Origin of the sequence: Streptomyces sp. Je 1-332 (assembly GCF_040730185.1) — a bacterium.
In the GTDB taxonomy this organism is placed as follows: Bacteria; Actinomycetota; Actinomycetes; order Streptomycetales; family Streptomycetaceae; genus Streptomyces.
In genome coordinates, this window is record NZ_CP160402.1 from 1,981,064 (window position 1) to 2,007,519 (window position 26,456).

18 protein-coding genes and 1 tRNA gene are annotated in these 26,456 nt (G+C 69.6%); 6 read left to right on the plus strand and 13 right to left on the minus strand.

Annotation, left to right across the window (positions count from 1 at the left end; genetic code table 11):
* The first annotated feature begins 30 nt into the window (after positions 1 to 30).
* The 3 genes from ABXJ52_RS09255 to ABXJ52_RS09265 all read left to right on the plus strand — a co-directional run bounded on the left by ABXJ52_RS09255 (position 31) and on the right by ABXJ52_RS09265 (position 3,016).
* Positions 31 to 103: transfer RNA gene (locus ABXJ52_RS09255), tRNA-Leu, on the plus strand.
* A gap of 125 nt (positions 104 to 228) precedes the next feature.
* Positions 229 to 981 (plus strand): transcriptional regulator, encoded by a 753-nt coding sequence (locus ABXJ52_RS09260; RefSeq protein ID WP_367040820.1) that lies wholly within the window; start codon positions 229 to 231, stop codon positions 979 to 981.
* Positions 982 to 1,111: 130 nt separating this feature from the next.
* A complete protein-coding gene (locus ABXJ52_RS09265) occupies positions 1,112 to 3,016 on the plus strand; it encodes an alkyl sulfatase dimerization domain-containing protein (protein ID WP_367040822.1) in 1,905 nt (634 codons plus the stop codon).
* An 82-nt stretch (positions 3,017 to 3,098) separates the two neighbouring features.
* Here ABXJ52_RS09265 and pyk read toward each other — a convergent pair whose 3' ends face one another.
* Together pyk and ABXJ52_RS09275 are read right to left on the minus strand one after the other, a co-directional pair.
* Positions 3,099 to 4,535, minus strand: coding sequence for a pyruvate kinase (gene pyk / locus ABXJ52_RS09270; RefSeq protein WP_367040823.1), 1,437 nt, complete (start codon positions 4,533 to 4,535; stop codon positions 3,099 to 3,101).
* 195 nt (positions 4,536 to 4,730) lie between these two features.
* Positions 4,731 to 5,444: an SIMPL domain-containing protein gene (locus tag ABXJ52_RS09275; protein WP_367040824.1), complete on the minus strand. Its 714-nt coding sequence runs from the start codon at positions 5,442 to 5,444 to the stop codon at positions 4,731 to 4,733.
* A gap of 188 nt (positions 5,445 to 5,632) precedes the next feature.
* Between ABXJ52_RS09275 and ABXJ52_RS09280 the strand changes: the two genes are divergently transcribed.
* Positions 5,633 to 7,438: a 5'-nucleotidase C-terminal domain-containing protein gene (locus ABXJ52_RS09280; protein ID WP_367040826.1), complete on the plus strand. Its 1,806-nt coding sequence runs from the start codon at positions 5,633 to 5,635 to the stop codon at positions 7,436 to 7,438.
* A 10-nt stretch (positions 7,439 to 7,448) separates the two neighbouring features.
* Here the strand turns inward: ABXJ52_RS09280 and ABXJ52_RS09285 are convergent, their stop codons facing one another.
* The 6 genes from ABXJ52_RS09285 to ABXJ52_RS09310 all read right to left on the minus strand — a co-directional run bounded on the left by ABXJ52_RS09285 (position 7,449) and on the right by ABXJ52_RS09310 (position 15,872).
* Positions 7,449 to 8,630, minus strand: coding sequence for a GDSL-type esterase/lipase family protein (locus ABXJ52_RS09285; protein WP_367040828.1), 1,182 nt, complete (start codon positions 8,628 to 8,630; stop codon positions 7,449 to 7,451).
* Positions 8,631 to 8,759: 129 nt separating this feature from the next.
* Positions 8,760 to 10,205 carry a SidA/IucD/PvdA family monooxygenase gene (locus tag ABXJ52_RS09290; RefSeq protein WP_367040829.1) on the minus strand — a complete coding sequence of 482 codons (1,446 nt, stop codon included), beginning with the start codon at positions 10,203 to 10,205 and terminating at the stop codon, positions 8,760 to 8,762.
* Positions 10,202 to 11,593, minus strand: coding sequence for an aminotransferase class V-fold PLP-dependent enzyme (locus ABXJ52_RS09295; RefSeq protein ID WP_367040830.1), 1,392 nt, complete (start codon positions 11,591 to 11,593; stop codon positions 10,202 to 10,204). The genes ABXJ52_RS09290 and ABXJ52_RS09295 overlap by 4 nt, the downstream gene beginning before the upstream one ends.
* Before the next feature lie 440 nt (positions 11,594 to 12,033).
* Entirely contained in the window at positions 12,034 to 14,559 is a 2,526-nt protein-coding gene (gene pepN, locus ABXJ52_RS09300; protein ID WP_367040832.1) for an aminopeptidase N, read from the minus strand.
* A gap of 48 nt (positions 14,560 to 14,607) precedes the next feature.
* Positions 14,608 to 14,952 (minus strand): chorismate mutase, encoded by a 345-nt coding sequence (locus ABXJ52_RS09305; RefSeq protein WP_367040834.1) that lies wholly within the window; start codon positions 14,950 to 14,952, stop codon positions 14,608 to 14,610.
* An 11-nt stretch (positions 14,953 to 14,963) separates the two neighbouring features.
* Positions 14,964 to 15,872 carry an AraC family transcriptional regulator gene (locus ABXJ52_RS09310; RefSeq protein ID WP_367040835.1) on the minus strand — a complete coding sequence of 303 codons (909 nt, stop codon included), beginning with the start codon at positions 15,870 to 15,872 and terminating at the stop codon, positions 14,964 to 14,966.
* 128 nt (positions 15,873 to 16,000) lie between these two features.
* Between ABXJ52_RS09310 and ABXJ52_RS09315 the strand changes: the two genes are divergently transcribed.
* Complete coding sequence (locus tag ABXJ52_RS09315; RefSeq protein ID WP_367040837.1) at positions 16,001 to 17,770, plus strand: beta-galactosidase family protein; 1,770 nt, start codon at positions 16,001 to 16,003, stop codon at positions 17,768 to 17,770.
* Between the two features lie 80 nt (positions 17,771 to 17,850).
* Here ABXJ52_RS09315 and ABXJ52_RS09320 read toward each other — a convergent pair whose 3' ends face one another.
* Both ABXJ52_RS09320 and ABXJ52_RS09325 read right to left on the minus strand, forming a co-directional pair.
* Positions 17,851 to 20,931 (minus strand): endo-alpha-N-acetylgalactosaminidase family protein, encoded by a 3,081-nt coding sequence (locus ABXJ52_RS09320; RefSeq protein WP_367040839.1) that lies wholly within the window; start codon positions 20,929 to 20,931, stop codon positions 17,851 to 17,853.
* Between the two features lie 448 nt (positions 20,932 to 21,379).
* Positions 21,380 to 22,177 carry a serine protease gene (locus ABXJ52_RS09325; protein ID WP_367040841.1) on the minus strand — a complete coding sequence of 266 codons (798 nt, stop codon included), beginning with the start codon at positions 22,175 to 22,177 and terminating at the stop codon, positions 21,380 to 21,382.
* Positions 22,178 to 22,416: 239 nt separating this feature from the next.
* Here ABXJ52_RS09325 and ABXJ52_RS09330 point away from each other — a divergent pair, with 239 nt between their 5' ends.
* A complete protein-coding gene (locus tag ABXJ52_RS09330) occupies positions 22,417 to 23,331 on the plus strand; it encodes a hypothetical protein (RefSeq protein WP_367040843.1) in 915 nt (304 codons plus the stop codon).
* A 91-nt stretch (positions 23,332 to 23,422) separates the two neighbouring features.
* Here ABXJ52_RS09330 and ABXJ52_RS09335 read toward each other — a convergent pair whose 3' ends face one another.
* From ABXJ52_RS09335 to ABXJ52_RS09345, 3 genes are all read right to left on the minus strand, one after another.
* Positions 23,423 to 24,271, minus strand: a complete 849-nt coding sequence (locus tag ABXJ52_RS09335; RefSeq protein ID WP_367040844.1) for a pentapeptide repeat-containing protein — start codon at positions 24,269 to 24,271, stop codon at positions 23,423 to 23,425.
* Positions 24,272 to 24,384: 113 nt separating this feature from the next.
* On the minus strand, positions 24,385 to 25,980 hold the full coding sequence (locus ABXJ52_RS09340; protein ID WP_367040846.1) for a DEAD/DEAH box helicase: 1,596 nt from the start codon (positions 25,978 to 25,980) through the stop codon (positions 24,385 to 24,387).
* A 94-nt stretch (positions 25,981 to 26,074) separates the two neighbouring features.
* Complete coding sequence (locus ABXJ52_RS09345) at positions 26,075 to 26,278, minus strand: cold-shock protein (RefSeq protein WP_037661310.1); 204 nt, start codon at positions 26,276 to 26,278, stop codon at positions 26,075 to 26,077.
* Positions 26,279 to 26,456: the final 178 nt, after the last annotated feature.

A 26,456-nucleotide genomic window follows, 5' to 3' on the forward strand; every position in this document is an offset into this window, starting at 1 on the left:
GGGTCACCGCTAACCTTCGTTCTGAAGGATGCCCCGGTAGCCCAGTGGCAGAGGCAGTGGTCTCAAACACCATCCAGCGTGGGTTCGAATCCCACCCGGGGCACTTTACCTTCGAATCGAAGGTTTGCCAGAAGATTGGCGATCTTCACTCGTCGCAGTGAACGCACCTTCGAATCCTCGCGGGGTCATAAAGATCCGGCCACGCTCAGGCATATGTACGACATCGGCATGCGAAAGCGAGCCCTGACGCTGGTCGGCCAGGGCCGCAGCCTGAACTCCGTCAGCAAGGAAACCGGCATATCGCGTGCCGCGATCCGCTCCTGGCAGACCCGCGTCGAACCGCTCGGTTGGATGCATCGCACAGTTCCGTGCCCAAGGTGCTGCGACGTCCCCAGAGAGCCCGAAGACCCGGCCGCCTACTCCTACTTGCTGGGCCTCTACCTCGGCGACGGCTGTGTCAGTTTCCAGCGGCGAGATGTCTACTCCCTACGGATCGCCTGCGCCGACGCGTGGCCTGGTCTCATCGAAGCTTGCGCCAGCGCCATCCAGTCCGTACGACCGGACAACAAGGTCTGCCGCGTCCAGAGCGGGGGCTGCCAGTACGTCAGCAGCTGGAGCAAGCACTGGCCCTGCCTTCTCCCCCAGCACGGCCCCGGCAAGAAGCACGAGCGCCGCATAGCCCTCGAACCCTGGCAGCAAGAGATCGTCGACGCCCACCCCTGGGAACTCATCCGCGGCCTCATCCACTCCGACGGCTGCCGCACCACCAACTGGACGACCCGCATGATCGGCGGCGAGCGCAAGCGCTACGAGTATCCGCGGTACTTCTTCACCAATCTGTCGGGCGACATCATCCGGCTCTTCACCGACACCCTGGACAGCGTCGGCGTCGACTGGAAGGCAGCGAACCAGCGCAACATCTCCGTCGCCCGCAAGGCCTCGGTAGCCCTGATGGACGTGCACGTGGGCCCGAAGTACTGACCTGAGTACCGCCCCACCCCCACCCACGCAATATGACGCGTCACTCCCCTCCCCCGCCCTCCCTGGGAGCTGCCCCAAATCCCCCGGAAACCCTTGCCCCGCCCCGCACCCCGCTGCGATCTTCGGCCGCATGACTCCCTTGAACCGGCGTACCTTCGTCGCCGCCGCCGCGGGTGCCGCCGCGGCGGCCGTGGCCATGAATCCGCAGACCGCATCCGCCGTCGACCGTGAGGGCACGGGCAAGGGCGGGGACGACTTCGCCGATGCCGACAAGGGGTTCATTGCCGCCCTTACCCCCGGGGTCGTGAAGAACGTCAAGGGCCAGGTCGTCTGGGACAACGACGCGTACGACTTCCTCAAGAAGGACGCCCCGGAGACCGCGCACAAGAGCCTGTGGCGCCAGTCGCAGCTCGTGTCGAAGCAGGGGCTCTACAAGGTCACCGACCGCGTGTACCAGGTGCGTGGCCTCGATCTGTCGAACATGACCCTCATCGAGGGTGACACCGGTGTCGTCGTGATCGATCCGCTGATCTCGGCGGAGACCGCTGCCGCCGCGCTCAAGCTGTACCGCGCGCACCGTGGTGACAAGAAGGTCACCGGGCTCATCTACACGCATCCTCACGTCGATCACTTCGGCGGCTGCCGAGGCGTGCTGCCGGACGGGGCCGGTGATGTGCCGATCCTCGCTCCCGACGGCTTTATGGAGCATGCCGTCTCGGAGAACGTCTACGCCGGGACTGCCATGCAGCGGCGCTCCGGGTATATGTACGGTGCGTTGTTGCCCAAGTCGCCTGCTGGGCAGATTGGTTGTGGGCTGGGGCAGTCTGTTTCCGTGGGGTCGATTGGGCTGATTCCGCCGACCAAGGACATCACCGAGACCGGTCAGGTGGAGACCGTCGACGGGGTGCGGTTCGAGTTTCAGATGACGCCGGGGACCGAGGCGCCGGCCGAGATGAACTTCGTGCTGCCGGATCTGCGTGCGGTCTGTATGGCGGAGAACGCGACGCACACGATGCACAACATCATTACGTTGCGTGGCGCGCAGGTGCGGGATGCCCGGCAGTGGGCGCATTATCTGAATGAGTCTGTCGTGCTCTTCGATGGGCGGGTCGATGTTGCGTTTGCTTCGCATCACTGGCCTACGTGGGGTGGCGGCACGATCGTGGAGCTGCTTGAGCAGCAGCGGGATCTGTATGCGTACATGCATGATCAGACGTTGCGGATGATCAATGCGGGGATGACGGGGCGGGAGATAGCCGAGGAGATCGAGTTGCCGCCGGCGCTTGCGGGGGTGTGGGCGAATCGTGGGTATTACGGGTCGCTGAGTCATAACGTGAAGGGCATTTATCAGCGGTACATGGGGTGGTTCGACGGTAACCCCGCGCACCTGTGGGAGCACCCTCCCGTCGAGGAGGCCAAGCGGTACGTCAGGGCGATGGGTGGTCGTTCGGCGACGGTCGCGAAGGCCAAGGGGTTTGCGAAGGACGGCGATCTGCGGTTCGCGGTGACGTTGCTCAATCATGTGGTGTTCGCCGATCCCCATCACAAGGCCGCCAGGTCTGAACTTGCCCGGCTGTACGTGAAGTTGGGTCAGGCTGCGGAGAATGCTGTGTGGCGGAACTTCTATCTGATGGGTGCTCAGGAGTTGCGGGAGGGTGTGCAGGACTCCCCCACCTCGGTGGTGAGCGCCGACATGTTGATGGCGCTCTCTGTCGAGCAGTTGATTGACTCCGTGGCGATCCGTGTGAACGGGCCGAAGGCCTGGGATCTGAAGCTTCGGATGGACTGGAGTCTTCCGGCGCTCGGCAAGGTGTGGCATCTGACTTTGCGGCATGGGGTGTTGACGTATCGCAGCGATGCGAAGAAGGACCCGGGTGCGGGGGTTACGTTGACGATGACCAAGCCGCAGTTGCTGGCGATGCTGGGCGGTAAGGGGCTTGGTGACATCAAGGTGGAGGGTGACGTCTCGCTTCTTACTGATCTGCTGGGCGTGGTGGATAAGCCTGATCCGAAGTTCGCCATCGTGGCGCCCTAGGCGCGCCCTCACGCCTGAGGGCCCTTCACACGCGAGGGGCCGCTCCCCCGGAGCGGCCCCTCGGTCCGTGCGGACAGTCCTCCTACTGGGGGCTGTCGTCCTCGCCGATGTGGTGGATGCGTACGAGGTTGGTGGAGCCGGCGACTCCGGGCGGTGAGCCTGCGGTGATGACGACGACGTCGCCCTTCTCGCAGCGCCCGTACTTCAGGAGCAGTTCGTCGACCTGGCGGACCATGGCGTCGGTGGATTCGACGTGCGGGCCGAGGAAGGTCTCGACGCCCCAGGTGAGGTTCAGCTGCGAGCGCGTGGCCCGGTCCGGGGTGAAGGCGAGGAGTGGGATGGGCGAGCGGTAGCGCGAGAGGCGGCGGACGGTGTCGCCGGACTGGGTGAAGGCGACGAGGAATTTGGCGCCGAGGAAGTCGCCCATTTCGGCGGCGGCGCGGGCGACGGCGCCGCCTTGGGTGCGGGGCTTGTTCCGCTCGGTGAGCGGCGGGAGGCCCTTGGCGAGGATGTCTTCTTCGGCGGCTTCGACGATGCGGCCCATGGTGCGGACGGTCTCGATGGGGTATTTGCCGACGCTGGTCTCGCCGGAGAGCATGACGGCGTCGGTGCCGTCGATGACGGCGTTGGCGACGTCGCTTGCCTCGGCCCTTGTGGGGCGGGAGTTGTCGATCATCGAGTCGAGCATCTGGGTGGCGACGATGACGGGCTTGGCGTTGCGCTTGGCGAGTTTGATGGCTCGCTTCTGGACGATCGGCACTTGTTCGAGGGGCATTTCGACGCCGAGGTCGCCGCGGGCGACCATGATGGCGTCGAAGGCGGCGACGATGTCGTCGATGTTCTCGACGGCCTGCGGCTTCTCGATCTTTGCGATGACGGGGAGGCGGCGGCCTTCCTCGTCCATGATGCGGTGTACGGCCTCGATGTCGCGTCCGCTGCGTACGAAGGAGAGGGCGATGACGTCGAAGCCTGAACGCAGGGCCCAGCGCAGGTCGGCTTCGTCCTTGTCGGAGAGTGCGGGGACGGAGACGGCGACGCCGGGGAGGTTGAGTCCCTTGTGGTCGGAGACCATGCCGCCTTCGACGACGGTGGTGGTGACGCGGGGCCCGTCGACCGCGGTGACCTCGAGGGTCACTTTGCCGTCGTCGACGAGGATGCGTTCGCCGGGGGTGACGTCTTCGGCGAGGCCGTCGTAGGTGGTGCCGCAGGTCTGTCGGTCGCCTTCGACGCCGTCTTCGACGGTGATGGTGAACTCGTCGCCGCGTTCGAGGAGTACGGGTCCTTCGCTGAAGCGGCCGAGGCGGATCTTCGGGCCTTGAAGGTCGGCGAGGATGCCGACGCTGCGGCCGGTCTCGTCGGATGCCTTGCGTACGCGCTGGTAGCGCTCCTCGTGCTCGGCGTACGTGCCGTGGCTGAGGTTGAAGCGGGCTACGTCCATTCCGGCTTCGACCAGTGCCTTGATCTGGTCGTACGAGTCGGTGGCGGGGCCCAGGGTGCAGACGATTTTTGCTCGGCGCATGCTTCGAGCCTAGGCCTTACCGGCCGGTAGCGAATTGGCTGGGCATGACTACTCAACAACCTTTGCATGAAAGGTTATTGACAAGTGTTGAATTGTGCGGGGCGCTGCTCTGATGAGCGATGTACGGCCCGCCCCGCGACGGAAAGTCCCTTCGTGGCTATGGAGTCTCTCCGTGGCTATGGAGTCTCTCCGCGTCTACAGCTGTGGTGGTGTCATCGTGAAGCGCGCGTTGACTTGTGCGTAGACGTGCTGGCGCTGGGGTTCGAGGTCGAGGGGTGCGGCTTCCTGGCTCATGTCGGCGGCGCCGCCGTAGGCGACGGTGCGCATGGTGGGGGTGGGGCCGCCGTAGCCGTAGGGCTGGGCGTTCTCGGCGCCGATGTCGGCGAGTTCGACGAGGGCGGCGAGGGTGGTGCCCAGTGCGTCCGCGTACTCCCTGCCCCGCTGCACTGCTTCCCTGACGGCCTGCTGTCGGGCGTCGCGGTGGGTGGGTGAGTCGGGGCGCAGGGCCCAGTAGGGGCCGTCGACTCGGGTCAGTTCGAGGTCGGCGAGGCGGGTGGTGAGTTCGCCGAGTGCGGTGAAGTCGGTGAGTTCGGCGGTGATGTGGACGCGGCCGTGGTAGGCGCGGATGCGTTCGCCGCGGCCGTGTTTGGTCAGTTCGGGGCTGATGGAGAAGGCGCCGGTCTCCAGGGTCTCGACGGATTCGCCGTAGGTTTTCACGAGGTCGATGACGCTTGCGTTGCGGCGTGTGAGGTCGTTCAGGGCGTCGCGTCGGTCGGTGCCGCGTGCGCTGACGGTGATGCCGATGCGGGCGATCTCGGGGTCGACTTCGAGGTGGGCTTCGCCCTTGACGGCCAGGCGGGGGGCGCCGGGGGTGCCGTAGGGGGCCGGGGTGGGGGTGGTGTCGTCCATGCGGCCACTCTTGCACTGGGGGGCGGCGCCGGACAGGCATCGGGGCGCGGCACGGGACAGTCATCGGATCGAAACCTGCGGGGTCTGTTGCCGGTGGGCCGGTCGGGGTCAGAATCTACGCGCGTCATCTACGCGCGTTACGTCGGTCGACCAGAGGTGGTCGAGCAGAGGTCCAAGGGGAGTATGAAATGCCGTTGAACCGCCGGAAGTTCCTGGGGAAGTCCGCCGCTGCCACGGGTGTGGCGCTCGCGGGTGGTGTGGCCGCCGCGCCCTCCGTGTCGGCGCAGGCAGCCGGGAAGCCCGCCCGGCGGAAGAAGCGGTATTCGTTCACCGTCATGGGCACGACGGATCTGCACGGCAATGTCTTCAACTGGGACTACTTCACGGACAAGGAGTTCGACGACAAGGACCACAACGACGTGGGCCTGGCGAAGATCTCCACTCTCGTGGACGAGATCCGTGAGGAGAGAGGCCGCCGCAACACGCTCCTGATCGATGCGGGCGACACCATTCAGGGCACCCAACTCTCTTACTACTACGCCAAGATCGACCCGATCACGGCGAAGCGGGGCCCGGTCCACCCGATGGCGCAGGCGATGAACAGCATCGGCTATGACGCGGCGGCGCTCGGGAACCACGAGTTCAATTACGGCATTCCCGTGCTGCGGAAGTTCGAGGAGCAGTGCGACTTTCCGCTGCTCGGCGCCAACGCCCTTGACGCGAAGACGCAGCGGCCCGCTTTCCCGCCGTACTTCATGAAGCGCCTTCGTACTCCGCACGGGCGTGACGTGAAGGTGGCGGTCCTCGGCCTGACGAACCCTGGCATCGCGATCTGGGACAAGGTGAACGTCCAGGGCAAGATGACGTTCCCGGGGCTTGAGGAGCAGGCGGCGAAGTGGGTGCCGAGGCTGCGTTCCATGGGCGCGGACGTCGTGATCGTCTCGGCGCACTCCGGTTCCAGCGGCACGTCCTCGTACGGTGATCAGCTCCCGCACATCGAGAACGCGGCGGGTCTGGTGGCGGAGCAGGTGCCCGGTATCGACGCGATTCTGGTCGGGCACGCGCACACGGAGATCGCCGAGTATTTCGTGGAGAACAAGGAAACGGGCAAGAAGGTCGTCCTGTCAGAGCCGTTGAAGTGGGGCCAGCGCCTGACGCTGTTCGACTTCGACCTGGTGTGGTCCAAGGGCCGCTGGACGGTGGAGAAGGTCGGCGCGCAGGTCCTCAACTCCAATACGGCGGCGGAGGACAGGAAGATCACGCGGCTGCTGGCGGACGAGCACAAGAAGGTCGTCGCTTACGTCAACCAGGTCATCGGTACGTCGACGCAGGCGATGAGCACGGCCGAAGGCCCGTACAAGGATGTCGCGATCATCGATCTGATCAGCCATGTCCAGGCGGAGACGGTCAAGGAGGCGCTCAAGGGCGGCCAGTACGCGGCGCTGCCCGTGCTGTCGCAGGCTTCGTGTTTCTCGCGGACGGCGGGCATCCCGGCGGGCGAGGTGACGATCAAGGACGCGGCGGGGCTCTACCCGTTCGAGAACACCCTTGAGGCGCGGCTCGTCACGGGTGCGCAGCTCAAGGAGTATCTGGAGTTCTCGGCGCGCTACTACGTACAGACCGCGGCCGGCGCCCCCGTGGACCCGGCGAAGCTGACGAACGCGGACAGCATTCCGGACTACAACTACGACGCGCTGTACGGCGTGACGTACGAGATCGACATCGCCAAGCCCACGGGTTCCCGAATCGCGAAGCTCAGCTTCGACGGCAAGGAGGTCGATCCGAAGGCGGAGTTCGTGCTGGCGGTGAACAACTACCGCGCGAGCGGCGGCGGCAACTTCCCGCATGTGGCCGCCGCCAAGCAGCTGTGGGCGAACTCGGACGAGATCCGCAACACGATCATTCAGTGGGTGCAGGCAAAGGGGACGGTGGACCCGGCCCAGTTCGCGTCGGTGGACTGGAAGCTGACCCGGGACGGTACGCCGGTGTTCTGACCGTGTTCGGCTAGGCCTTCAGGGCCGCCAGGTCGACGGCGTCGGCGAGGGCCCGCGCGCCGGCGTCGTTGACGTGCAGGCCGTCGCCGCTGTCGTAGTCGTCGTGGATCCGGTCGGGGTCGGCGGGGTCCGCGACGGCGGCGGCGAGGTCGGCGTAGGCGTCGTAGGGGCTGTCGGCGCCTCGTATCCAGTCGTTGACCTGGCGGGCGACGGCGACGCCCTCGGGGGTGGAGTAGCCCTCGAAGATGGTGTCCTTGAACGGGCCGACGGTGGTGGCGACGGCGGTCAGTCCTGCCGCGTGGATGCGGTCGGCGAGGGCGGTGAAGCCCGCGATGAGGTCCTCGGCGGGGGGGATGGGCGCGGCCTGCGGGTATGCCTCCTGGCCGGGGATGCCGAGGTCGTTGAGGCCGAAGTGGACCAGGACGTGGGTGACGCCGGGCACGTCCAGGGCGTCGCGGTCGAGGCGGGCCAGGCCATGCTGGCCGATCTCGTCGGTGAGCAGCCGGTTCGCGGAGATGCCCTGGTTCACCACCCATCCGGTGTGTCCGACGGCGCGCAGGCGCTCGTTCAGGAGGTCGGGGAAGCGGTGGTCGGTGTCGGGGGTGGTGCCGGTGCCCTCGAACCAGGAGTCACCGAAGGCGACGGCGACGGGGGTCGCGCGCGGGGCGAGCACGTCGATGCCGGTGATGAAGTGGCGTGTCGCCAGCTCCTCTATGCCTTCGATGCCGTCCAGGGTCGGCGCGGTGAGGGCGTTGCCGGGCACCGCGTAGCCGGTGCGCAGGGGCACGGCCGAGTAGGTGGACAGGCCGGTGTCCTCGGGCAGCCAGAGGCTGAGGGCCAGTTCGTCTCCGGCGGCGACGGCGCCCTCGATGGGGTCGCTCACGATCTCCTCCCCGTCTGGGACGGTGAAGTCCTCGGCGCCGCCGAAGCGCACCGGGACATCGCTGCCGGATGCGATGCCGCTGCCTTCGGTGCGTCGGGCGAGGCGGGCGCCGCCGATGTGGAGGGGCTCTTTGCCGTAGCGGTTGGTGAGCCGGACGCGCACGGCTTCGCCGCCGCCGTCGAGGCGGAGTATCTGGCGTACGGTCTGGCCGGCGAAGCCCCGGAGTTCGAAGAGGTCGATGTCTTCGTGGGGGCTGACGACGGCGGAGCGGAAGGCGGCGGTCCAGGAGGCCTTGGGGTCTGTGGTCATGATCGGCTGAACAGGGTCGGCGGGGCTGGTATTTCGCTGGGCGGCGTATTGCGTGCAGGAATATTCGCCGCTGTGGCGGCGCTTGGGGGCGGACCATCCCTCCCAAAGTATGCGGAGGGGAGGGCTCGGTCAGTTCTTGAGGCGTACGAGGTTGCTGCCGCGCTGCTCGCCGATCAGGCCCGTGGCGCGGCTGGACGGGGTTTCCTGGAGGCCGAAGCTGGTGAACGCGGTGCGTTGCGGGAGCGGGTAGGGGGGTGTTTCCGTGAGGGAGTTGAGGATGGTGGCGCTGCGCCAGGCGGCGAGGCCGAGGTCGGGGGCACCGACGCCGTGGGTGTGGCGTTCGGCGTTCTGTACGTAGATGTGGTTGCCGGTGGCGGTGATGGCGGGGTCGAGGACGAGGCGGTACTCCTCGTCGATGCGGGGGCGTTCCGAGGAGTCCCGGCGCATGTAGGGGTCGAGGCCGGCGAGGAGCTGGTCGAGGGGGCGCTCGCGGTAGCCGGTGGCGAGGACGACGGCGTCCGTGGTGAGGCGGGAGCGGGTGCCCTGCTGGAGGTGTTCGAGGTGGAGTTCCACGCGGGTGGTGGCGACGCGGCCCGCGGTGCGTACGCAGACGCCCGGGGTGAGGACGGCGTCGGGCCAGCCGCCGTGGAGGGTGCGCTGGTAGAGCTCGTCGTGGATGGCGGCGATGGTGTCGGCGTCGATGCCCTTGTGGAGCTGCCACTGGTGGGGGACGAGGCCGTCGCGCACGGATTCGGGCAGGGAGTGGAAGTAGCGGGTGTAGTCGGGGGTGAAGTGTTCCAGGCCGAGCTTGGAGTACTCCATGGGTGCGAAGGCCTCGGTGCGGGCGAGCCAGTGGATCTTCTCGGCGCCCACCGGGCGGTGCTTGAGCAGGTCGAGGAAGACCTCGGCGCCGGACTGGCCCGAGCCGATGACGGTGACGTGGTCGGCGGCCAGGAGCCGGTCGCGGTGCAGGAGGTAGTCCGCGGAGTGGATCACGGGGACGGCGGGTGCGTCCGCGAGGGGCTTCAGGGGCTCGGGAATGTGGGGTGCGGTGCCGACGCCCACGGCGATGTTCTTCGTGTAGGTCCGGCCGAGTGCCTCCGCCTCCCCTTCGGCGTCGAGCTGGGTGAAGTCGACTTCGAAGAGGTCCCGTTCGGGGTTCCAGCGGACGGCGTCGACCTGGTGTCCGAAGTGCAGGGCGGGCAGGTTCTCGCTGACCCAGCGGCAGTACGCGTCGTATTCGGCGCGCTGGATGTGGAATCGCTCGGCGAAGTAGAAGGGGAAGAGCCGCTCTCGGGTCTTGAGGTAGTTGAGGAAGGACCAGGGGCTCGCCGGGTCGGCGAGGGTCACCAGGTCGGCGAGGAAGGGTACTTGGAGGCTCGCGCCGTCGATGAGGAGCCCGGGGTGCCAGTGGAAGCCCGGCCGCTGTTCGTAGAAGGCGGCGTCGAGTCCGGTGAGGGGCTGGGCGAGGGCGGCGAGGGAGAGGTTGGAGGGGCCGATGCCGATGCCGACCAGGTCCCGGGGGTCCTCGGGGGTGGTGAGCGGCGGGGCGGGCTTGTCGTTCTGGCCGGTCATCGGGGGGTGGTTCCTTCCACGAGCTTCAGGAGCTCGGCGAGGTCGCCGGGCCGGGTGTGCGGGTTGAGCAGGGTGGCCTTGAGCCAGCGGCGTCCGTCGATCGTGGCCCGGCCGAGCACGGCACGGCCTTGGGCGAGCAGTTCCCGCCTGACGTAGGCGATGTGGTCGTCGTCGGCGTCGACGGGCCGGAAGAGGACGGTGCTGATGACGGGCCGGTCGTACAGCTCGAAGCCGGGGTGCGCGGCGACGAGGGCGGCGAACTCGTGTGCCTGGTCGCAGACTTGGTCGACGAGTGCGCCGATCCCTTCGCGGCCGAGCGCCTTGAGGGTGACGGCGATCTTGAGTGCGTCGGGCCGGCGTGTGGTGCGCAGGGAGCGGCCGAGGAGGTCGGGGAGGCCTGCTTCGGTGTCATCGCCCGCGTTGAGGTAGTCGGCGTGGTGGCCGAGCGCGGTGAGGTCGTGGCCGTCACGGACCAGGAGCAGACCGGCGGCGACGGGTTGCCAGCCGAGTTTGTGCAGGTCGAAGGTGACGCTGTCGGCGCGTTCCATGCCGTGCAGGAGGTCTCTTCTTACGTCGCTGAAGAGCAGCGGGCCGCCGTACGCGGCGTCGATGTGCAGGCGGGCGCCGTGGGCCGCGCAGAGGCCGGCGATCTGGTCGAGGGGGTCGATGAGTCCGGCGTCGGTGGTGCCGGCGGTGGCGGCGACGAGGAAGGTGCCGGGTGGGCCGTTGAGTTCGGCCAGGGCTTCGTCTAGCGCTGCCGGGTCCAGGACGCCTGCGGGCGCGGGGATGGTGACCGGTTCCGGCATGCCGAGGAGCCAGGCCGCGCGGCCGAGCGAGTGGTGGGCGTTCGCGCCGGTGATGAGCTGGACGGGGCCGTGCGCGGCGGTGCGCTCGCGGGCGAGGAGCAGGGCGAGCTGGTTGGACTCCGTGCCGCCGGTGGTGACGAGGGCGTCTGCGCTTCCGGGTCCGTACGCCTCGGTCGCGAGGGCGCGGGTGACCAGGGTTTCGATCTCCGAGGCTGCGGGGGCCTGGTCCCAGGAGTCCATGGAGGGGTTGAGTGCGGAGGCCGCCAGGTCGGCGGCGGCGGCCAGGGCGAGGGGTGGGCAGTGCAGGTGGGCTGCGCAGAGGGCGTCTGCGGGGTCGGCGGCGCCTTCCGCCAGTGCGTGGACCAGGGTGCGCAGGGACGCTTCGGCGCCTTCGCCTCTGGCGGGCAGTACGTCGCCGGTGGCCTCGCGGACCCGGGCCGCGACCGCGGTGGGGCCGCCCGCGGGGAGCGGTCCGCCGCGGGCGGTTGTTCCGGTGCGCAGGGCGTCGAGGGTGGCGGTGAGCAGCGGGCGTAGCGCGTCGGGTCCTTGGGCTCCTCCGGCGAGGGGCGGCGGAGTGCTCATGGGCGACGTCCTTCGGGTGCGCGTGGGCGGGGACGACCAGCCTGTCCGCCGAGTGGACGGCACGCCCGGAGAGCTCAACGATCCGAACCCGAAAGTGGTACTGCTGCGGGGAGAAGGCGCGGGGTGCGGCGGGGGCCTGCTAGGCGGGGGCGCTGGCCGCCGGCTGGGCGGAATTCGGCTGCGGGTCCGCCGTGGTTGCTCGCGCCGTTCCCCGCGCCCCCTACGGGGCGGACCCCGCCGCGGAAATCCCGCGGGTGCATTGTCGTTGCTCGCGCCGTTCCCCGCGCCCCCTACGGGGCGCCACCCGCCGTCGACATCCCGCGGGTGCATTGTCGTTGCTCGCGCCGTTCCCCGCGCCCCCTACGGGGCGCCACCCGCCGTCGACATCCCGCGGGTGCGTTGTCGTTGCTCGCGCCGTTCCTCGCGCCCCCTTCGGGGCGCTAGGCGGTCCTCGTCTCCCGGACTCGCAATGCCCTTGCCAAGTCGTCCAGTTGGTCGGTGAGCTTGCGGCGTAGGGCGGGGGTTAGGGCGGCGTTGTTCAGGCATTGCTTGCCCAGGTGGAGTGTTTCGGCGTCCACCGAGGAGGCGGGGAAGGCCCAGCGGCCGACGGCGTCGGCGATGGCGGGGCCTCGGCGGGCCGCTACGGCTACCGCGTCCTCGTAGTAGCGGGGGATGTACTCCCGTACGAGGTCGGCCTGTTCGGGCTGCCAGAAGCCCTGAGCGGTGGCGGTGAAGAGGTAGTTGGAGAGGTCGTCGGAGGCGAACATCGCCTCCCACGCGCGCGCTTTGGCCTCCGGGTCGGGCAGCGCGGCACGGCAGCGGGCGGCGCCCTCCTGTCCGGTGGCGCTGGGGTCGCGCTCCAGTTCGGCGGCGATCGCGGACTCGTCGGCCGCGCCGAGGACCGCGAGGCGGGTCAGGACGCGCCAGCGCAGCTCGGGGTCGAGCTCGGGGCCGCCGGGAACGGTGCCCTCGGTGAGCCACTCCTGGAGCGGGTCGGGGCGCGTCGCCACGTCGATGAAGCCGCGTACGGCGGTGAGCCGCAGGCCCGCGTGGGAGCCGTCCTCCGTGCGCCTGATGAGGTCGCGGCACAGCTCGGTGAGGGTGGTGAGGGCGACGTTCCGCAGCGGCGCCGGCAGGTAGCGGCCCGCGATGTGGGTGGTGGCGAAGGCGAGGACGCCCTGGACGAGGGCGAGGTCGGTCTCGGCGGGCAGATGCGCGCGGGCGGTCTCCAGGTAGGTCATGCCGTCGAGTTCGCCGTCGCGGACCATGTCGCGCAGGCTGTTCCACAGGACGGCGCGGGTGAGCGCGTCGGGCACGCGGGAGAGGCTGCGCAGGGCCGTCTCCATGGAGACCTCGTCGAGGCGGATCTTGGCGTATGTGAGGTCCTGGTCGTTGGGGACGATCAGGGCGGGGCGGCCGCCGTCGCGCGGCGCCGGGGCACCGGAGTGGGGGACGTCCCGCTCGTGGCGCTCGCGCAGGACCAGGCCCTGGCTGTCGGTGAGGTCGCGGTCGTACACCCCGACGGCGACGCGGTGGGGGCGGCTGCCTTCGCGGTCGATGTCGAGCGTCCACTCCCGGGTGTCGTGCGTGACGTTCGAGGTGAGCGTGTCGACTCCGGTGGTGCGCAGCCAGGCGTCGGCCCAGCCGTGTACGTCGCGGTCGGTGGCGTGGGCGAGGGATTCGATGAAGTCGGCGAGGGTCGCGTTGGCGAATTTGTGCCGGGCGATGTGGGTGTTGATGCCGGCGAGGAAGTCCTTCTCGCCGAGCCAGGCGACGAGTTGGCGCAGGGCGGATGCGCCCTTGGCGTACGAGATGCCGTCGAAGTTGAGCATCGCGGACGCGGTGTCGGGCACGGCGTCCGGGTCGGGGGCGACGGGGTGGGTGGAGGGGCGCTGGTCGGCGTCGTACCCCCAGGACTTGCGGGCGACGCCGAAGTCCGTCCAGGTGTCCACGAAGCGGGTGGCTTCGGCGGTGGTCTGGAAGCCCATGTACTCGGCGAAGGACTCGTTCAGCCAGATGTCGTCCCACCAGCGCAGGGTGACGAGGTCGCCGAACCACATGTGGGCCATCTCGTGGGCGATGACCATGGCGCGGGTCTGCCGCTCGGTCTCGGTGACGGCGGAGCGGTAGATGAACTCGTCGCGGAAGGTGACGAGTCCGGGGTTCTCCATGGCGCCCGCGTTGAACTCGGGGACGAACGCCTGGTCGTAGGAGTCGAAGGGGTAGGGCTCGTCGAATTTTTCGTGGTAGCGGTCGTAGCACGCGCGCGTGACGTCGAGGATCTCGTCGGCGTCGGCGTCGAGGAAGGGGGCCAGGGAGCGGCGGCAGTGGATGCCGAAGGGCAGGCCGCGGTGTTCGGTGCGCAGGGAGTGCCAGGGGCCCGCGGCGACAGCGACGAGGTAGGTGGAGATCGGCGGGGTGGCCGCGGCCCGCCATGTGCCGTCGCCGACGTGCTCGGTGACGCCGTTCGCGAGGACCGTCCAGCCTTCGGGGGCGGTGACGGTCAGCTCGAAGACGGACTTCAGGTCGGGCTGGTCGAAGGCGGCGAAGACGCGCTGCACGTCCTCCATGAACAGCTGCGTGTACGTGTACGTCTCGCCGTCCGTGGGGTCGGTGAAGCGGTGCATGCCCTCGCCGGTGTGCGAGTAGCGCATGGCCGCGTCGACGCGCAGTTCGTGCTCGCCCGCGGTGAGCCCGGTGAGCGCGAGCCGGTTCTCGACGAGGCCCCGCGGGTCGAGCGCCTTCCCGTCGAGGGTGACGGAGCGCAGCTCGGCCGGCTTGAGCTCGACGAAGGTGTCCACCGTGGCCGCGCGAGCGTCCGCGGGCTGCCCGAGCGCCGTGAACCGGATGACGGTGCGGGAGTCGAAGGTCTCGGCTCCGCGGGTGAGGTCGAGCTCGACCGTGTACCGCTGGACGTCGATGAGCCGGGCTCGGGTCTGCGCTTCGTCGCGCGTCAGTACGGGCATGCGTCCATGCTGCCTGATGTCACTGACAAGCGGCCCTGCCGCTCCCCGTTACGACGACTTGGCGATCGTCTCGTGGTGGCGGATGACCTCCGCGATGATGAAGTTCAGGAGCTTCTCGGCGAACGCCGGATCCAGTTTCGCGTTCTCGGCGAGCTCGCGCAGCCGGGCGATCTGGCGGGACTCGCGGTCCGGGTCGGCGGGCGGCAGGTGGTGGTTGGCCTTGAGATGGCCGACCTGCTGGGTGCACTTGAAGCGTTCGGCGAGCATGTGGACGACGGCGGCGTCGATGTTGTCGATGCTGTCGCGCAGGCGGGACAGCTCGGCGCGCACGGCTGCGTCCGTGGTGTCCCTGGCCCCGGCGCCGTTCGCGTCACTTGTGTGGCTGGTGGTCATGGTCCACGAGCCTACGTTGCCGCGCCTTCGCCGCCGACGGCGGAAGAGCGCAGCATCGGCGGGTGGTCCGGGTCGGGAACCTGCTGCGACCAGCCGCCGGGGACCGCGCGTCCCTGCTGCTCACGGAAGCGGACGGGTGCCATGCCCACGCGGCGTGTGAACAGGCGCGAGAAGTAGGCGGGGTCGTCGTAGCCGACGCGGCGGGCGACGGCCGCCACCGGCAGCTCGGTGGCGGCGAGCAGCTCCTTGGCGCGCCCCAGGCGGATGCCGAGGAGGTAGTCCTTGGGGCTGCAGCCGGCGCCTCTGCGCACCGCTGTGCGCAGCTCGGCGGGGGTCATGCCGTGGCGTGCGGCGTGCTCGGCGACGGAGTGCGGCTGGAAGGCGTCGCGGGCCAGCGCCTGGAGGACGGGGTCGCCGTCGGGGGCGATGTCGGCGCGGGCCCTGCGCAGCGCGACGAGGAGTTCGTGGACGGCGGCGCCCGTCTCGACCTCCAGGAGCGGGTTGCCGCGCCGTGCGGCGCGCGCGATGCGCCCGACGGCGGCCCGCGCGCCGGTGGCGTCGGAGAGCGGCACGACGGGCCGGGTGGGTTCTATGTAGCCGAGTTCGGTGTACGTCGCCGTGGCGGGCCCGGTGAAGTCGACGAAGCACTCGTCCCAGCCGGTCTCCGGGTCGGGCCCGTAGTGGTGGCGCACGCCGGGGGTGAGCCAGATCAGCGCGGGCGCCGTCACCGTCGTACGCCTGCCGTCGGGTCCCTGGAACCAGCCGCCGCCCGCGGTCACGACGACGGCGACGTGGTGGTCGAGGGTGCGTGGGCCCACGGTCGGCAGGAGGCCGTGCTGCAGGCCGACGCCGAGGCAGGCGAGGCCGAGGCGGTGGTGGGCCGGGGCGGGCGTGAAGAACCGCATCCATGTGTGGTACATCCGCTGGTGCCCCTCTCGTCCGGGCCGCTGCCCGCTCGCTGCGTCCAACCCGCCTAGATCTTTGTCCATGGACCCTGCCGCCCGCCAGAGGTGATCGTGACGGAGCAGTACGTGAGCGAGAGGACACGATGAACGGCTTCAGGGTGGGCGAGGACGATTTCGAACTGGACGGGCGGCCCGTACGGCTGCTCTCCGGGGCGCTGCACTACTTCCGGGTGCACGAGGCGCAGTGGGGTCACCGTCTCGCGATGCTGCGCGCGATGGGGCTCAACTGTGTGGAGACGTACGTCCCGTGGAACCTGCACGAGCCGCGCCCCGGGGAGTTCGGCGACGTCGAGGCGCTCGGCCGTTTCCTGGACGCCGCGCGGGAGGCGGGCCTGTGGGCGATCGTGCGGCCCGGTCCGTACATCTGCGCCGAGTGGGAGAACGGCGGTCTTCCGCACTGGCTGACGGGCGCGGTGGGTGCACGCGCGCGTACGCGCGATGCGGAGTATCTGGGGCACGTGGACCGCTGGTTCGGCCGTCTCCTGAGGGAGGTCGTGCCGCGCCAGCACGACCGGGGCGGTTCGGTGATCATGGTGCAGGTGGAGAACGAGTACGGCAGTTACGGCTCGGACCAGGTCTACCTGCGTCATCTCGCCGATCTGCTGCGCGCCGAGGGTGTGACCGTGCCGCTGTTCACCTCCGACGGGCCCGAGGACCACATGCTCACCGGCGGGTCCGTGCCCGGTGTGCTGGCGACGGTCAACTTCGGCTCGCAGGCCCGCGCGGGCTTCGGGACGCTGCGGGGGCACCGCCCCAAGGGGCCGTTGATGTGTATGGAGTTCTGGTGCGGCTGGTTCGACCACTGGGGTGCGGAGCGTGTCGTACGGGACGCCGCCGACGCCGCGGAGGCGTTGCGCGAGATCCTGGAGTGCGGGGCCTCGGTCAACCTCTACATGGCGCACGGTGGCACGAACTTCGCCGGGTGGGCGGGGGCGAACCGGGGTGGCGGCGCCCTGCATGACGGGGTCCTGGAGCCGGACGTCACTTCGTACGACTATGACGCGCCGATCGACGAGTTCGGGCGCCCCACGGAGAAGTTCTGGCGCTTCCGTGAGGTACTCGCCGCGTACGCGCAGGGCCCGCTGCCGGAGCCGCCCGCGCCGCTGCCCTCGCTCGGGGAGCGCGCTGCGGCCGACCTCACGCAGTGGTCGCCGCTGTCCACCGTCATGGAGTCGCTCGGCGGGCCCGTGGCGCAGTACGCCGTACCGCCCACCTTCGAGGAGCTCGACGTCGACCGCGGCCTGGTCCAGTACACGCTGACCGTGCCGGGCCCGCGGCAGCCGTACCCGCTGCGGGTGCGGGGGCTGCGGGACCTGGCCGTGGTGTACGTGGACGGGGTGCGGGCGGGTGTCCTGACCGAGGAGGAACCTGCTCTGGCGGAGCCCGTCGCGGGGCACGCGCGCGTGGAGCTGTGGGTGGAGTCCCTGGGGAGGGTCAACTACGGGCCGCGGACCGGCGAGGCGAAGGGCGTCACGGGCGGGGTGCTGCATGAGCGGCAGTACCTGCACGGTGTGGGGGCGAGGGGGCTGCGGCTGGATGCGTTCTCCTCGGCGGATGCCGTCAGGAGGGTGCCCGCCTCTGAGGCCGAGGGTGGGCGGCGGGGGCTGTACCGGGGCTCGGTCGTCGTCCGTGGCGCGGGGGACGCGGTGCTCGAACTGCCCGGCTGGGCGCGGGGGTTCGTGTGGGTGAACGGGTTCAATCTGGGGCGGTACTGGGAGGTGGGGCCACAGTCCTGCCTGTACGTTCCCGGGGCGGTGCTCCGGGAGGGGGAGAACGAGGTGTGGGTGCTCGAGCTGGCGGGAGCGGCCGGGTCGGCGGGAGCGGTTGCTCTCTGCCCGATCCCGCCCGGCTGAGGACGTGGGACGGGCTGAGGATGTGGGACGGGCTGAGCGCCGGACGGGCTGAGGGGGGATCAGCCCGTCCGACGGAACCGTCAGACCTCTCGTACCTCGAAGGCGTCCAGGGCGAACTCGGCGGTCCCGTCGTCCCCGCTCTTGCGCAGCCCGACCCACGCCTCGCCCTTGGCCGGGGCGGTGAACTCGTAGGTCAGAACGGTGGGTTCGGTCGCGACCGGCAGCTCCTTGCGGTCGATCTCACGGGCCGCGGGCTCGTCCACGGCGGTGACCCACGCGTACTGGCCCGCCTTCTCGTTCTCGTAGCGGAAGGTGACGCGGTAGCGCTTGCCCGCCTCGAAGCGGGCGGTGTGCGGGACGGTGCGGTAGACGAGCCCGGTGTTCTCGCCGCGGGACTTGAGGGACTGCGAGCCGTCGATGACGTCGTCGATGGCCTTGCCGTTCCAGCCGCGCTGCGTGTACGGGGCGTGCCGTTGCGCGATGTGGGTGCGCGGGTCGGTGACATCCCCCGCGTCACCCTTCACGAACGGCCCCCAGCCCTGCGGCACATGCTCGAAGTCCTCCAAGACGAGCCTGCCCTCTCCGGGGGCGCCACCCCGCGTGGTGGAGACGATGCGTACGTTGTCGAAGCGCACGCGCGCGTGGCCCGCGTCGGCCCGCAGCCTCAGCTCGGCCGAACCGCCGCCGTCGGGGACGGTGAAGGGGACGAACATCCGCTGGAAGCGGGTGCCGTGCTTGCGGTCGGCGGCCACGTAGTTGCCGGCCGTTGAGGTACGCGTCCAATTGGCGGCGGTGACGCCGTCGGCGGTACGCACCTCCAAGCTGGCCTTGCGCTCGTCGCCCGCCTTCTCCCCCACCTCGACCTGCACGGAGGCGACGTACGCCCCTGCCTTCAGACGGCGCAGCCGCTGCCCGACGGCGGCCTTGCCGCCCGAGCCGATGACCAGTTCGTAGTCACCGAGCTCGCTGAGCTCGACGGAGGCGGGCCCGGAGACCTTCCAGCCCCGCAGGGAACCGGAGTTGAATCCGGGGTCGTGCAGCGGGGTGGCCTGGCCCCAGCCGGGGTCGGGCAGCGCGGCGGCGCGCCTGCGGTAGAGGACGTAGGGCTGTTTGGCCTCGGCGTCGAGGGTGACCTTTCCGCCGCGCACCGGGACGTCGGCGACGAAGACCCGCCCTTGGTCGGTGAGCCGGTACAACGCGACCTTGGAGAGCCCGGCCCAGCCGCGGGGCAGCGCCCAACTTCCCTTACCGCCCCCCGGGTTGTAGTGGTAGAGCTTGGCGGGATCGGTGGCCTTACGGGGCTCCCAGGGCAGCAGATAGCTCCCCTTGTCGTAGACGACCCGGCCGTCGGTCACGATCCGACGGTCCCCATCGGCATCGGAGACGAACGTCTCCGTCCCCCCGAAGAAACTGATCTCGTGCTCGCCCCAGGACTTGATGGGATAGGCCTGGAGATACTTCGCGGGAAGCGAGTCGGTCCAGATCAGATCGTAGAAATAGGCCCAGTCGGTCTTCCCGACCCACCCCTCGAAATTGCCCATGCGGGCAATGCCCAGAAGCGTCGGCCACTTGTCGGCGAACACGTCCTTCTGATGGTTCCGGATGAAGCGGATCAGCCGGGAGTTGATGCCGCGGGACGTGTCAGGGCCGTAATCCGGCTCCGACGCCCAGTGCGACCAGACGGACGAGCGCTCGAAGCCGTGACCCCACTCGCTGGTGACGATCCAGCCCTGCTCGCGCAGGGCGCGCTGCAGCCGGTCGGAGGTCCACCCGGACTCGCGGAACACGTCGATGTAGAGGGCGTTGAGCGCGCCGTCGGCTTCGCCCCGAAGATCACCGAACCTCTTGACGATGTCACCCGACACCAGGTCACGCCGCTGATCGATGCGGTAACTCTGATCGAGCCAGTCCCACTGCTCATCGGCCTTGTCGACGAGCTTCTCGGAGAACGCGTGCGCAACGGGATACGACTCCGTGGCGTTCACATGCACGCTGAAGTCGCTGTTCCACTTCTTGCCTTCCCTGACCAGGGTGTTGAGGTCGTCGAGGCCGCCCGCACGCGTGTTGTAGTTGCCCGCGTAGTCGGGGTGCGCCGAGTCGTGTCCCTCGGACTGATATCCCTTGAGCAGCGTGTACTGCCGCAGTCCGTCCGTGGCCAGGTGGATCCGCTTGACGTTGTCGAGGGTCGCCAGGAACGGATTCGTGGCCTGCGAGGCGAAGTTGAACGGAATGTGCGGGACGACCCGCAGATGCTGCTCGTCCGCGCCGAGCGGCTTCACCATGATGTCGCGGAACGCGATGGCGGCGTCCTGCCAGTCGACCTTGCCGTCGCCGTTGCGGTCGCCGGTGATGACTACGGTGGCGTACGGCAGGGGCTCGGTGTCGCCGACGGCGGCGGTGGCGGCGCGGTAGGTCCACTCCCCCGGGGTCAGCCGTGCCTCGACGTGCCCGCCCCTCCTGACGGTCTCCCGCCACAGCCGGCCGTTGTCCCAGGTGGTCCCGGCCTCGGTGGTGGGCTTGTCGTAGACGGTGTTGGTCTCGACGGCGCCGCCCAGCGTGTCGTGCGCGACGACGGCGTAGGCGCATCCGGTGGCCGCTTCCGCGGCGGTGTCCGGGACCAACTTGACCTCGGTGTCGCCGCTCTTGGCCTTGTCGAGCTGGACCTTGGCGGCGAGGAGGGTGGCGCCGGGCTGATCGCTGCGTACGGAGAGGAGGGCGAGGCCGGGGATGCGGAGCCTGCCGACGCGCAGGGCGTCGGAATCGTCGATCCCCTTCACCCGCCACCGGACGTGGCGCCCTTCGACGGCGATCTCGACGGTGAGGGTGGTCTTCCCGCCGGCGAGCCCGAGCACGTACTCGATCCGACCGCCGCCGCGCCTCTTGCTGGTGACCGTCGGGGTGTGCGTGACGTCGTCCACCAGGAGCGTGGTGACGGCCTCCGGCTGTGCGTGCAGGACCGCTTTGGAGGCGCGGTCCGTGTACGAGACGACGCGGGGGAAGTCGGTGGCGACCCGCACCTCGAGCTCGGCCGAGCGGAGGACGGCTTCGCCCGGCGCGGCGGTCGCGACGCCCCCGAGGCCGACGGCGGCGCCGACCCCGGCGAGCGCGCCCGTGGCGACTACGGCTCTGCGGCTTGGACCGGACGTGTCTGACGGCTGCATGGCACCCCTCCGTGGGACGGATCTCGGTGCGGTCACCCTGCGCCGGGAGGGCCGTGCGGGCCCATGGACAAAGGGGATCCAGAACTTGGACTAACGGCACCGCGGCAGCCCGCTGGCCGAACAGGCCTCTCCCACCCACCCGCCCGTAACCCCGCATCCACCCCTGACCGAACAAGCCTTTCCCGCCCACCCACCGATTGCCCCGCAGCGACCATCGATCAGCCATCGATCGGCCGCAGTCGGCGACGCGCGCGAGGGGACGTGCCGGTATGTCTGCCCGGAGCACGGCTCCCGAAGGCTCCGGAGCCGAAGCACCCAAGCGGCCACCGGACGATAGCGAGGACGGACATACCGGCGCGGCCCCGCACCCACACACGAACCCAACCCGCGGCACGAACAAAACGCGGGGCCCGACCAGCACTGGTCAGACCCCGCGTCCAGCGGACCCTCAGAGTTCCGAAGCCGCCTTCTCTATGTCACCCGCGAACGTCGACACCTCGGTGTAGACCCCGGGGAACTTCGGCTGCGCACAGCCATTGCCCCAGCTCACGATCCCCACCTGGATGTACTCCCCGGCCTCGTCCTTGCGGAACATGGGGCCACCGGAGTCACCCTGGCAGGTGTCCACGCCGCCCTCCGCCAGCTTCCCGGCGCAGAGCTCCTCACCGGGCGTGAGGTCGCCGCCGTACGCGGCCTCGCAGTCCGCGTCGCTCACGAAGGGAACCTTCGCCTTGAGGAGGTAACGCTGCTGCGCGCCACCCTCCTTGTCGGCACCCCAGCCGGCGATGTCGAACTCGCCCTCGTTGTACTTGGTGTCCTTGGCTATCTTCAGCGTGGGCTGGTCGATCGGCTTGGCCAGCTTGATGAGCGCCCAGTCCTTGCCCTTGCCGTTGTAGCCCGGCGCCTGCAAGACCTTCGTGGACTTCACCTTTATCGCGTCCGGGCTCTCCAGGTCCACGACACCACCGGTGGCGGTGATGCTCGTGTTGTCGCCCGAACCGTCCACACAGTGGGCGGCGGTCAGCACGATGTCCTTGGCGTACAGCGAACCGCCACAGCCCATCGACAGACGGACCATGAACGGGAATTCACCCTGTTCGGCGGGGGTGCCGCCGACCACGCGCTCACCCGGGGTGGGGCCGGGGTGCGGGGCCGCGGACGCGGCGACGGGCTGGAGACTGACGGCGGCGAGGGCGATGGCACCGAGGGTGGCGGCTCTCTTGACTCCACGCAGCTTGGTGTTCAACGGGCTTCCCTTCGTGGGGGGTTCGTGGGGGGTTGCACGCGACAGCGGGACCCACACCACCCCACGACGAACGCGAGAATGGCATGAGCCCGCCAAAGCGTTGGGTCGGATTATGGAGATCGGTGTCCGCATAGAGCAAGGGGCGGTTTTCGGCCAACACCCGCCGCATGGCCCGGTTCTGCCGACAGGCACCGCCTTACAGTGGAGGCCGGTCAGGAACGTCTCCAGGGGGTGCCGGCATGGCGGACGGCGGGCCGGTGGTGCACGGCTACCCGCACCTGGAGACGGTGCGCTCGGCGATCACCGCGCTCTACAAACGCCTGTCGTACGACGGCGTCCACACCTTCGACACCAGCATCGTCCCCGCCGACGTCGCGTTCTGCGACCAGGACGACCTGCATCTGGGCGTGCAGCGCGTGGCCCGCGAGATGGTCCGCCACCTCCGCCTCCCGGACGCCCGCATGATCGTCGGTTTCCGCGAGATGGAACACGCGGCGAACGTCGAACTCACCGCGGGGCCCGAGTACTTCATCGAACTCAACGACCGGTTCCGTACGCACCGCAGGGACATCGGCGCGGCGCTCGCCCACGAGGTCATGCATGTGTATCTGCACCGGCTTGATCTGGTGTTCCCCGGCACGCGCGACAACGAGATCCTCACGGACACCGCCACCACGTATCTGGGTGCGGGGTGGCTCCTCCTGGACGCCTACCGCGAGGACGGCGCCTCGTCCCAGAAGCTCGGGTATCTCACGCCGGAGGAGTTCGGGTACGTACTGGCCAAGCGGGCCATCGCCTTCAGTGAGGCGCCGGAGACCTGGTTCACCAGCGCGCAGGCGTACACCGCCTATACGAAGGGTCTCGCACAGGCCCGCCGCGACGAGCAGCAGCCTCCGCTGACGGCTGCGGGCTGGGCGGGCCGGCGGCGGTATGCGAAGGACCGGCGGCAGGCGCTGGATCAGGGCTCCGGCGGGGCGGGGGCTTCACCCGGGGGCGAGGCGTACGCGTTCTCCCGCGGGCCGGGCGGGGCCGCCGAGCCGCTGCGGGTGTCGTTCCCCTGCCCCACCTGCCGGCAGCGGATCCGGCTGCCTGCCCGGGGGCGGGTGCGGGCGCGGTGCACGCTGTGCCGGACGGTACTGGAGTGCGATACGTGAAGTCCCCGATCCGGGGCCGGAGTTGGACGACCCGGGGCCGGAGTTGGACGATCCGGGGCCAGGGTTGGACGACCCGGGGCCGGAGTTGGACCTAGCTCCAGTGCGCCGGGCGGGCCAGGGCGGACGGCAGCTTCGTCCCGTCGTCTCCCTTGGCCGCGTTCACCTGCGACTGCGTCAGGAAGATGCTGCCGGTGAGGTCGGCGCCCCGCAGATCCGCGTCCCGGAAGTCCGCGCCGATCAGGTCGGCCTGGCGGAGGTCCGCGCCGTGGAGATCGGCGGCGATGAGGCAGGCGCCTCGGAGCGAGACACCTCGGAGGTCGGCGCCGCGGAGGCGGGCGCCGAAGAGGTCGGCCCCTCGGCGGTCCTTCTTCTTCCGGCGGATGTCCGCGCGCACGAGATCGCTGGTGCGCAGGAGGAGGACGTTCACGTCCGCGCGGTGCGCGGCCACGTCCGTCTCGGCCACGGCGGCGGGGGAACCCTGGGCGAGCTGCTCGGTCTCGTCCAGGGCGCGCCGCAGTTCCGCGTTGATCGGCCGGGTCTGGGGCAGGGCGAGCGCCTCGGTCAAGTACCAGAGCAGTTCGTGCAGTTGGCGCATGACGGGGAAGACATCGAACATCTGGCGGGCGGAGTCCGGGTCCTGACGCCAGTCGATGCCGCCGTAGGTCGCCTGGGAGACCCGCTGGCCGGCGCCGAAACAGTCGTAGACGGTGCACCCCGAGAAGCCCGTCTGCCGCAGCTTCTGGTGGATGCCGCAGCGGAAGTCCTGCTGGAGGTTGGTGCACGGGGTCCCGGCCGCCTTGTCGACGGGAAAGTCCGACGACTTAGAGAGGGTGAGGGCCACACAGCAGAGCCCGAAGCAACTCCCGCAGTCGGCCCGCAGGTCCTGCTGGCCGTCGCCCTCTGCGAGGGGCAGCAGTTGACGCTCACGCTTCTCAGCCATCGGGGCCTCCTCGGGCGCTCACCGGTGCTGCGGGGCAAACGGGCGGGTGGGTGGGAAAGGCCTGTTCGGCGCCCCCGGCAGCGGGGCACAAACCCCGCCGCCGGGCACGAGTACTACGCCGCCTTACGCCCCGCACCCCCGGAGGGGCGCCCACCGCGTCGAGCGCGACCCCCGCCGGCTCCGCCCCCGGAGGGCCTGCCGCCCTGCGACTGCGACCGGGGCTGACCCTGGCCGCCGCCCTGGGACTGCGACTGACCCTGGGGGCGCGAACGCCGCTGGCCGCTCCCCTGCCCGGCAGGGCGTCGCCGCGCCCGCTGCGGCGAGGCCTGCTGCTGCTGCGGAACCTCGATCACCACCGGCACCCCGGACGGCTCACGCGCCCCGGTGATACGGGAGAGCTCCTCGTCCGTGGACTTCACCCGCGCCGTCTTCGGGTTGATCTCCGCGTCGGACATCAGACGCGTCATCTCCCGCTTCTCGTCCGGCAGGACGAGCGTGACGACACTGCCGGACTCACCGGCACGCGCCGTACGCCCACCGCGGTGGAGGTAGTCCTTGTGGTCGGTGGGCGGGTCGACGTTCACCACGAGGTCGAGGTCGTCGACGTGGATGCCACGCGCCGCGACGTTCGTGGCGACGAGCGCGGTGACCTGCCCGGTCTTGAACTGGTCCAGGGTGCGGTTGCGCTGCGGCTGCGAACGGCCGCCGTGCAGTCCGGAGGCCCTTACACCGTTGGCGAGCAGCCGCTTGGTGAAGCGGTCCACGGCGCGCTTGGTGTCCAGGAACATGATCACGCGACCCTCGCGGGCGGCGATCCGCAGGGCGACGGCCTTCTTGTCGGTCTCGTCCTGCACGTACAGGACGTGGTGTTCCATCGTCGTGACCGCGCCCGCGGACGGGTCGACCGAGTGCACCACCGGGTCGGTGAGGAACATCCGGACCAGGCGGTCGATGTTCTTGTCGAGCGTCGCGGAGAAGAGCATCGTCTGACCGCCCTGCTCCACCTGCTTCAGGAGCGCGGTGACCTGCGGCATGAAGCCCATGTCGGCCATCTGGTCGGCCTCGTCGAGGACCGTCGTGCGCACCTGCGAGAGATCGGCGTCGCCGCGCTCGATGAGGTCCTTGAGACGGCCGGGCGTCGCCACCATGATCTCGGCGCCGCGACGGAGCGTCCCCGCCTGCTTGGTGATGGACAGGCCGCCGACGACCGTCGACATGCGCAGGTTCACGGACGTCGCGTACGGGGTCAGGGCGTCCGTCACCTGCTGCGCGAGCTCACGCGTGGGGACCAGGACCAGGGCGAGGGGCGAGCGCGGCTCGGCGCGACGGCCCGCGGTGCGGGCGAGGAGCGCGAGGCCGAAGGCGAGGGTCTTGCCGGAGCCGGTGCGGCCACGGCCGAGGATGTCGCGGCCCGCGAGGGAGTTGGGGAGGGTGGCTGCCTGGATCGGGAAGGGCTCGGTCACGCCCTGCGCGGCCAGCGTCTTCAGGAGGGCCTCGGGCATGTCCAGGTCGGCGAACGCCTCGACCGCGGGCAGCGCCGGCTCGATGCTCTCGGGCAGCGCGAATTCACCGCCGACGGGCCTCGGCTTGGCGCGGCCCGGCTTCTTCGCGGCGCCCTTCGCCTGGCCGCCGCCGGCCACCGGGGCCTTTCCGCGTGCGTTCGTGGAGCGCCTGCGGGCAGGACGCGCAGGGCGTTCGGAGCGATTCATACGGAAATGCCTTCCTGGACCTGGTGACAGCACAAGCCGGGACCCGCACCTTTCCGGTGCGGGCCCCGGCTATGAGGTTCGCGTGCTACGACGTTCAGGCGGGAACGATGTTCTCGGCCTGCAGGCCCTTCTGGCCCTGCGTGACGTCGAAGGAGACCTTCTGGCCCTCGAGGAGCTCACGGAAGCCCGAGGACGCGATGTTCGAGTAGTGGGCGAAGACGTCGGGGCCGCCGCCGTCCTGCTCGATGAAGCCGAAGCCCTTTTCCGAGTTGAACCACTTGACGGTGCCGGTTGCCATATCAATCTCCTATAACAGGGGCAGAGTAAGGAAAACCACGGAATTGTGGATTCCAAGCGCTGCAATGACCCCCATCCCGGAGAGACCGGAGAAAAACAATAATGCGCCCTCGGAGCATTCCCGTCAGGCGCACATAAAGTTCATGGGTACCAAAACTGCGACGCATGAGCCTAACACG

What these genes read in the sequence shown, in the direction of transcription:
- ABXJ52_RS09260 (WP_367040820.1), top strand. Translation starts at nt 229, where the DNA reads ATGCGAAAGCGAGCCCTGACGCTGGTCGGCCAGGGCCGCAGCCTGAAC.
- ABXJ52_RS09265 (WP_367040822.1), top strand. Translation starts at nt 1,112, where the DNA reads ATGACTCCCTTGAACCGGCGTACCTTCGTCGCCGCCGCCGCGGGTGCC.
- pyk (WP_367040823.1), bottom strand. Translation starts at nt 4,535, where the DNA reads ATGCGCCGAGCAAAAATCGTCTGCACCCTGGGCCCCGCCACCGACTCG.
- ABXJ52_RS09275 (WP_367040824.1), bottom strand. Translation starts at nt 5,444, where the DNA reads ATGGACGACACCACCCCCACCCCGGCCCCCTACGGCACCCCCGGCGCC.
- ABXJ52_RS09280 (WP_367040826.1), top strand. Translation starts at nt 5,633, where the DNA reads ATGCCGTTGAACCGCCGGAAGTTCCTGGGGAAGTCCGCCGCTGCCACG.
- ABXJ52_RS09285 (WP_367040828.1), bottom strand. Translation starts at nt 8,630, where the DNA reads ATGACCACAGACCCCAAGGCCTCCTGGACCGCCGCCTTCCGCTCCGCC.
- ABXJ52_RS09290 (WP_367040829.1), bottom strand. Translation starts at nt 10,205, where the DNA reads ATGACCGGCCAGAACGACAAGCCCGCCCCGCCGCTCACCACCCCCGAG.
- ABXJ52_RS09295 (WP_367040830.1), bottom strand. Translation starts at nt 11,593, where the DNA reads ATGAGCACTCCGCCGCCCCTCGCCGGAGGAGCCCAAGGACCCGACGCG.
- pepN (WP_367040832.1), bottom strand. Translation starts at nt 14,559, where the DNA reads ATGCCCGTACTGACGCGCGACGAAGCGCAGACCCGAGCCCGGCTCATC.
- ABXJ52_RS09305 (WP_367040834.1), bottom strand. Translation starts at nt 14,952, where the DNA reads ATGACCACCAGCCACACAAGTGACGCGAACGGCGCCGGGGCCAGGGAC.
- ABXJ52_RS09310 (WP_367040835.1), bottom strand. Translation starts at nt 15,872, where the DNA reads ATGTACCACACATGGATGCGGTTCTTCACGCCCGCCCCGGCCCACCAC.
- ABXJ52_RS09315 (WP_367040837.1), top strand. Translation starts at nt 16,001, where the DNA reads ATGAACGGCTTCAGGGTGGGCGAGGACGATTTCGAACTGGACGGGCGG.
- ABXJ52_RS09320 (WP_367040839.1), bottom strand. Translation starts at nt 20,931, where the DNA reads ATGCAGCCGTCAGACACGTCCGGTCCAAGCCGCAGAGCCGTAGTCGCC.
- ABXJ52_RS09330 (WP_367040843.1), top strand. Translation starts at nt 22,417, where the DNA reads ATGGCGGACGGCGGGCCGGTGGTGCACGGCTACCCGCACCTGGAGACG.
- ABXJ52_RS09335 (WP_367040844.1), bottom strand. Translation starts at nt 24,271, where the DNA reads ATGGCTGAGAAGCGTGAGCGTCAACTGCTGCCCCTCGCAGAGGGCGAC.
- ABXJ52_RS09340 (WP_367040846.1), bottom strand. Translation starts at nt 25,980, where the DNA reads ATGAATCGCTCCGAACGCCCTGCGCGTCCTGCCCGCAGGCGCTCCACG.
- ABXJ52_RS09345 (WP_037661310.1), bottom strand. Translation starts at nt 26,278, where the DNA reads ATGGCAACCGGCACCGTCAAGTGGTTCAACTCGGAAAAGGGCTTCGGC.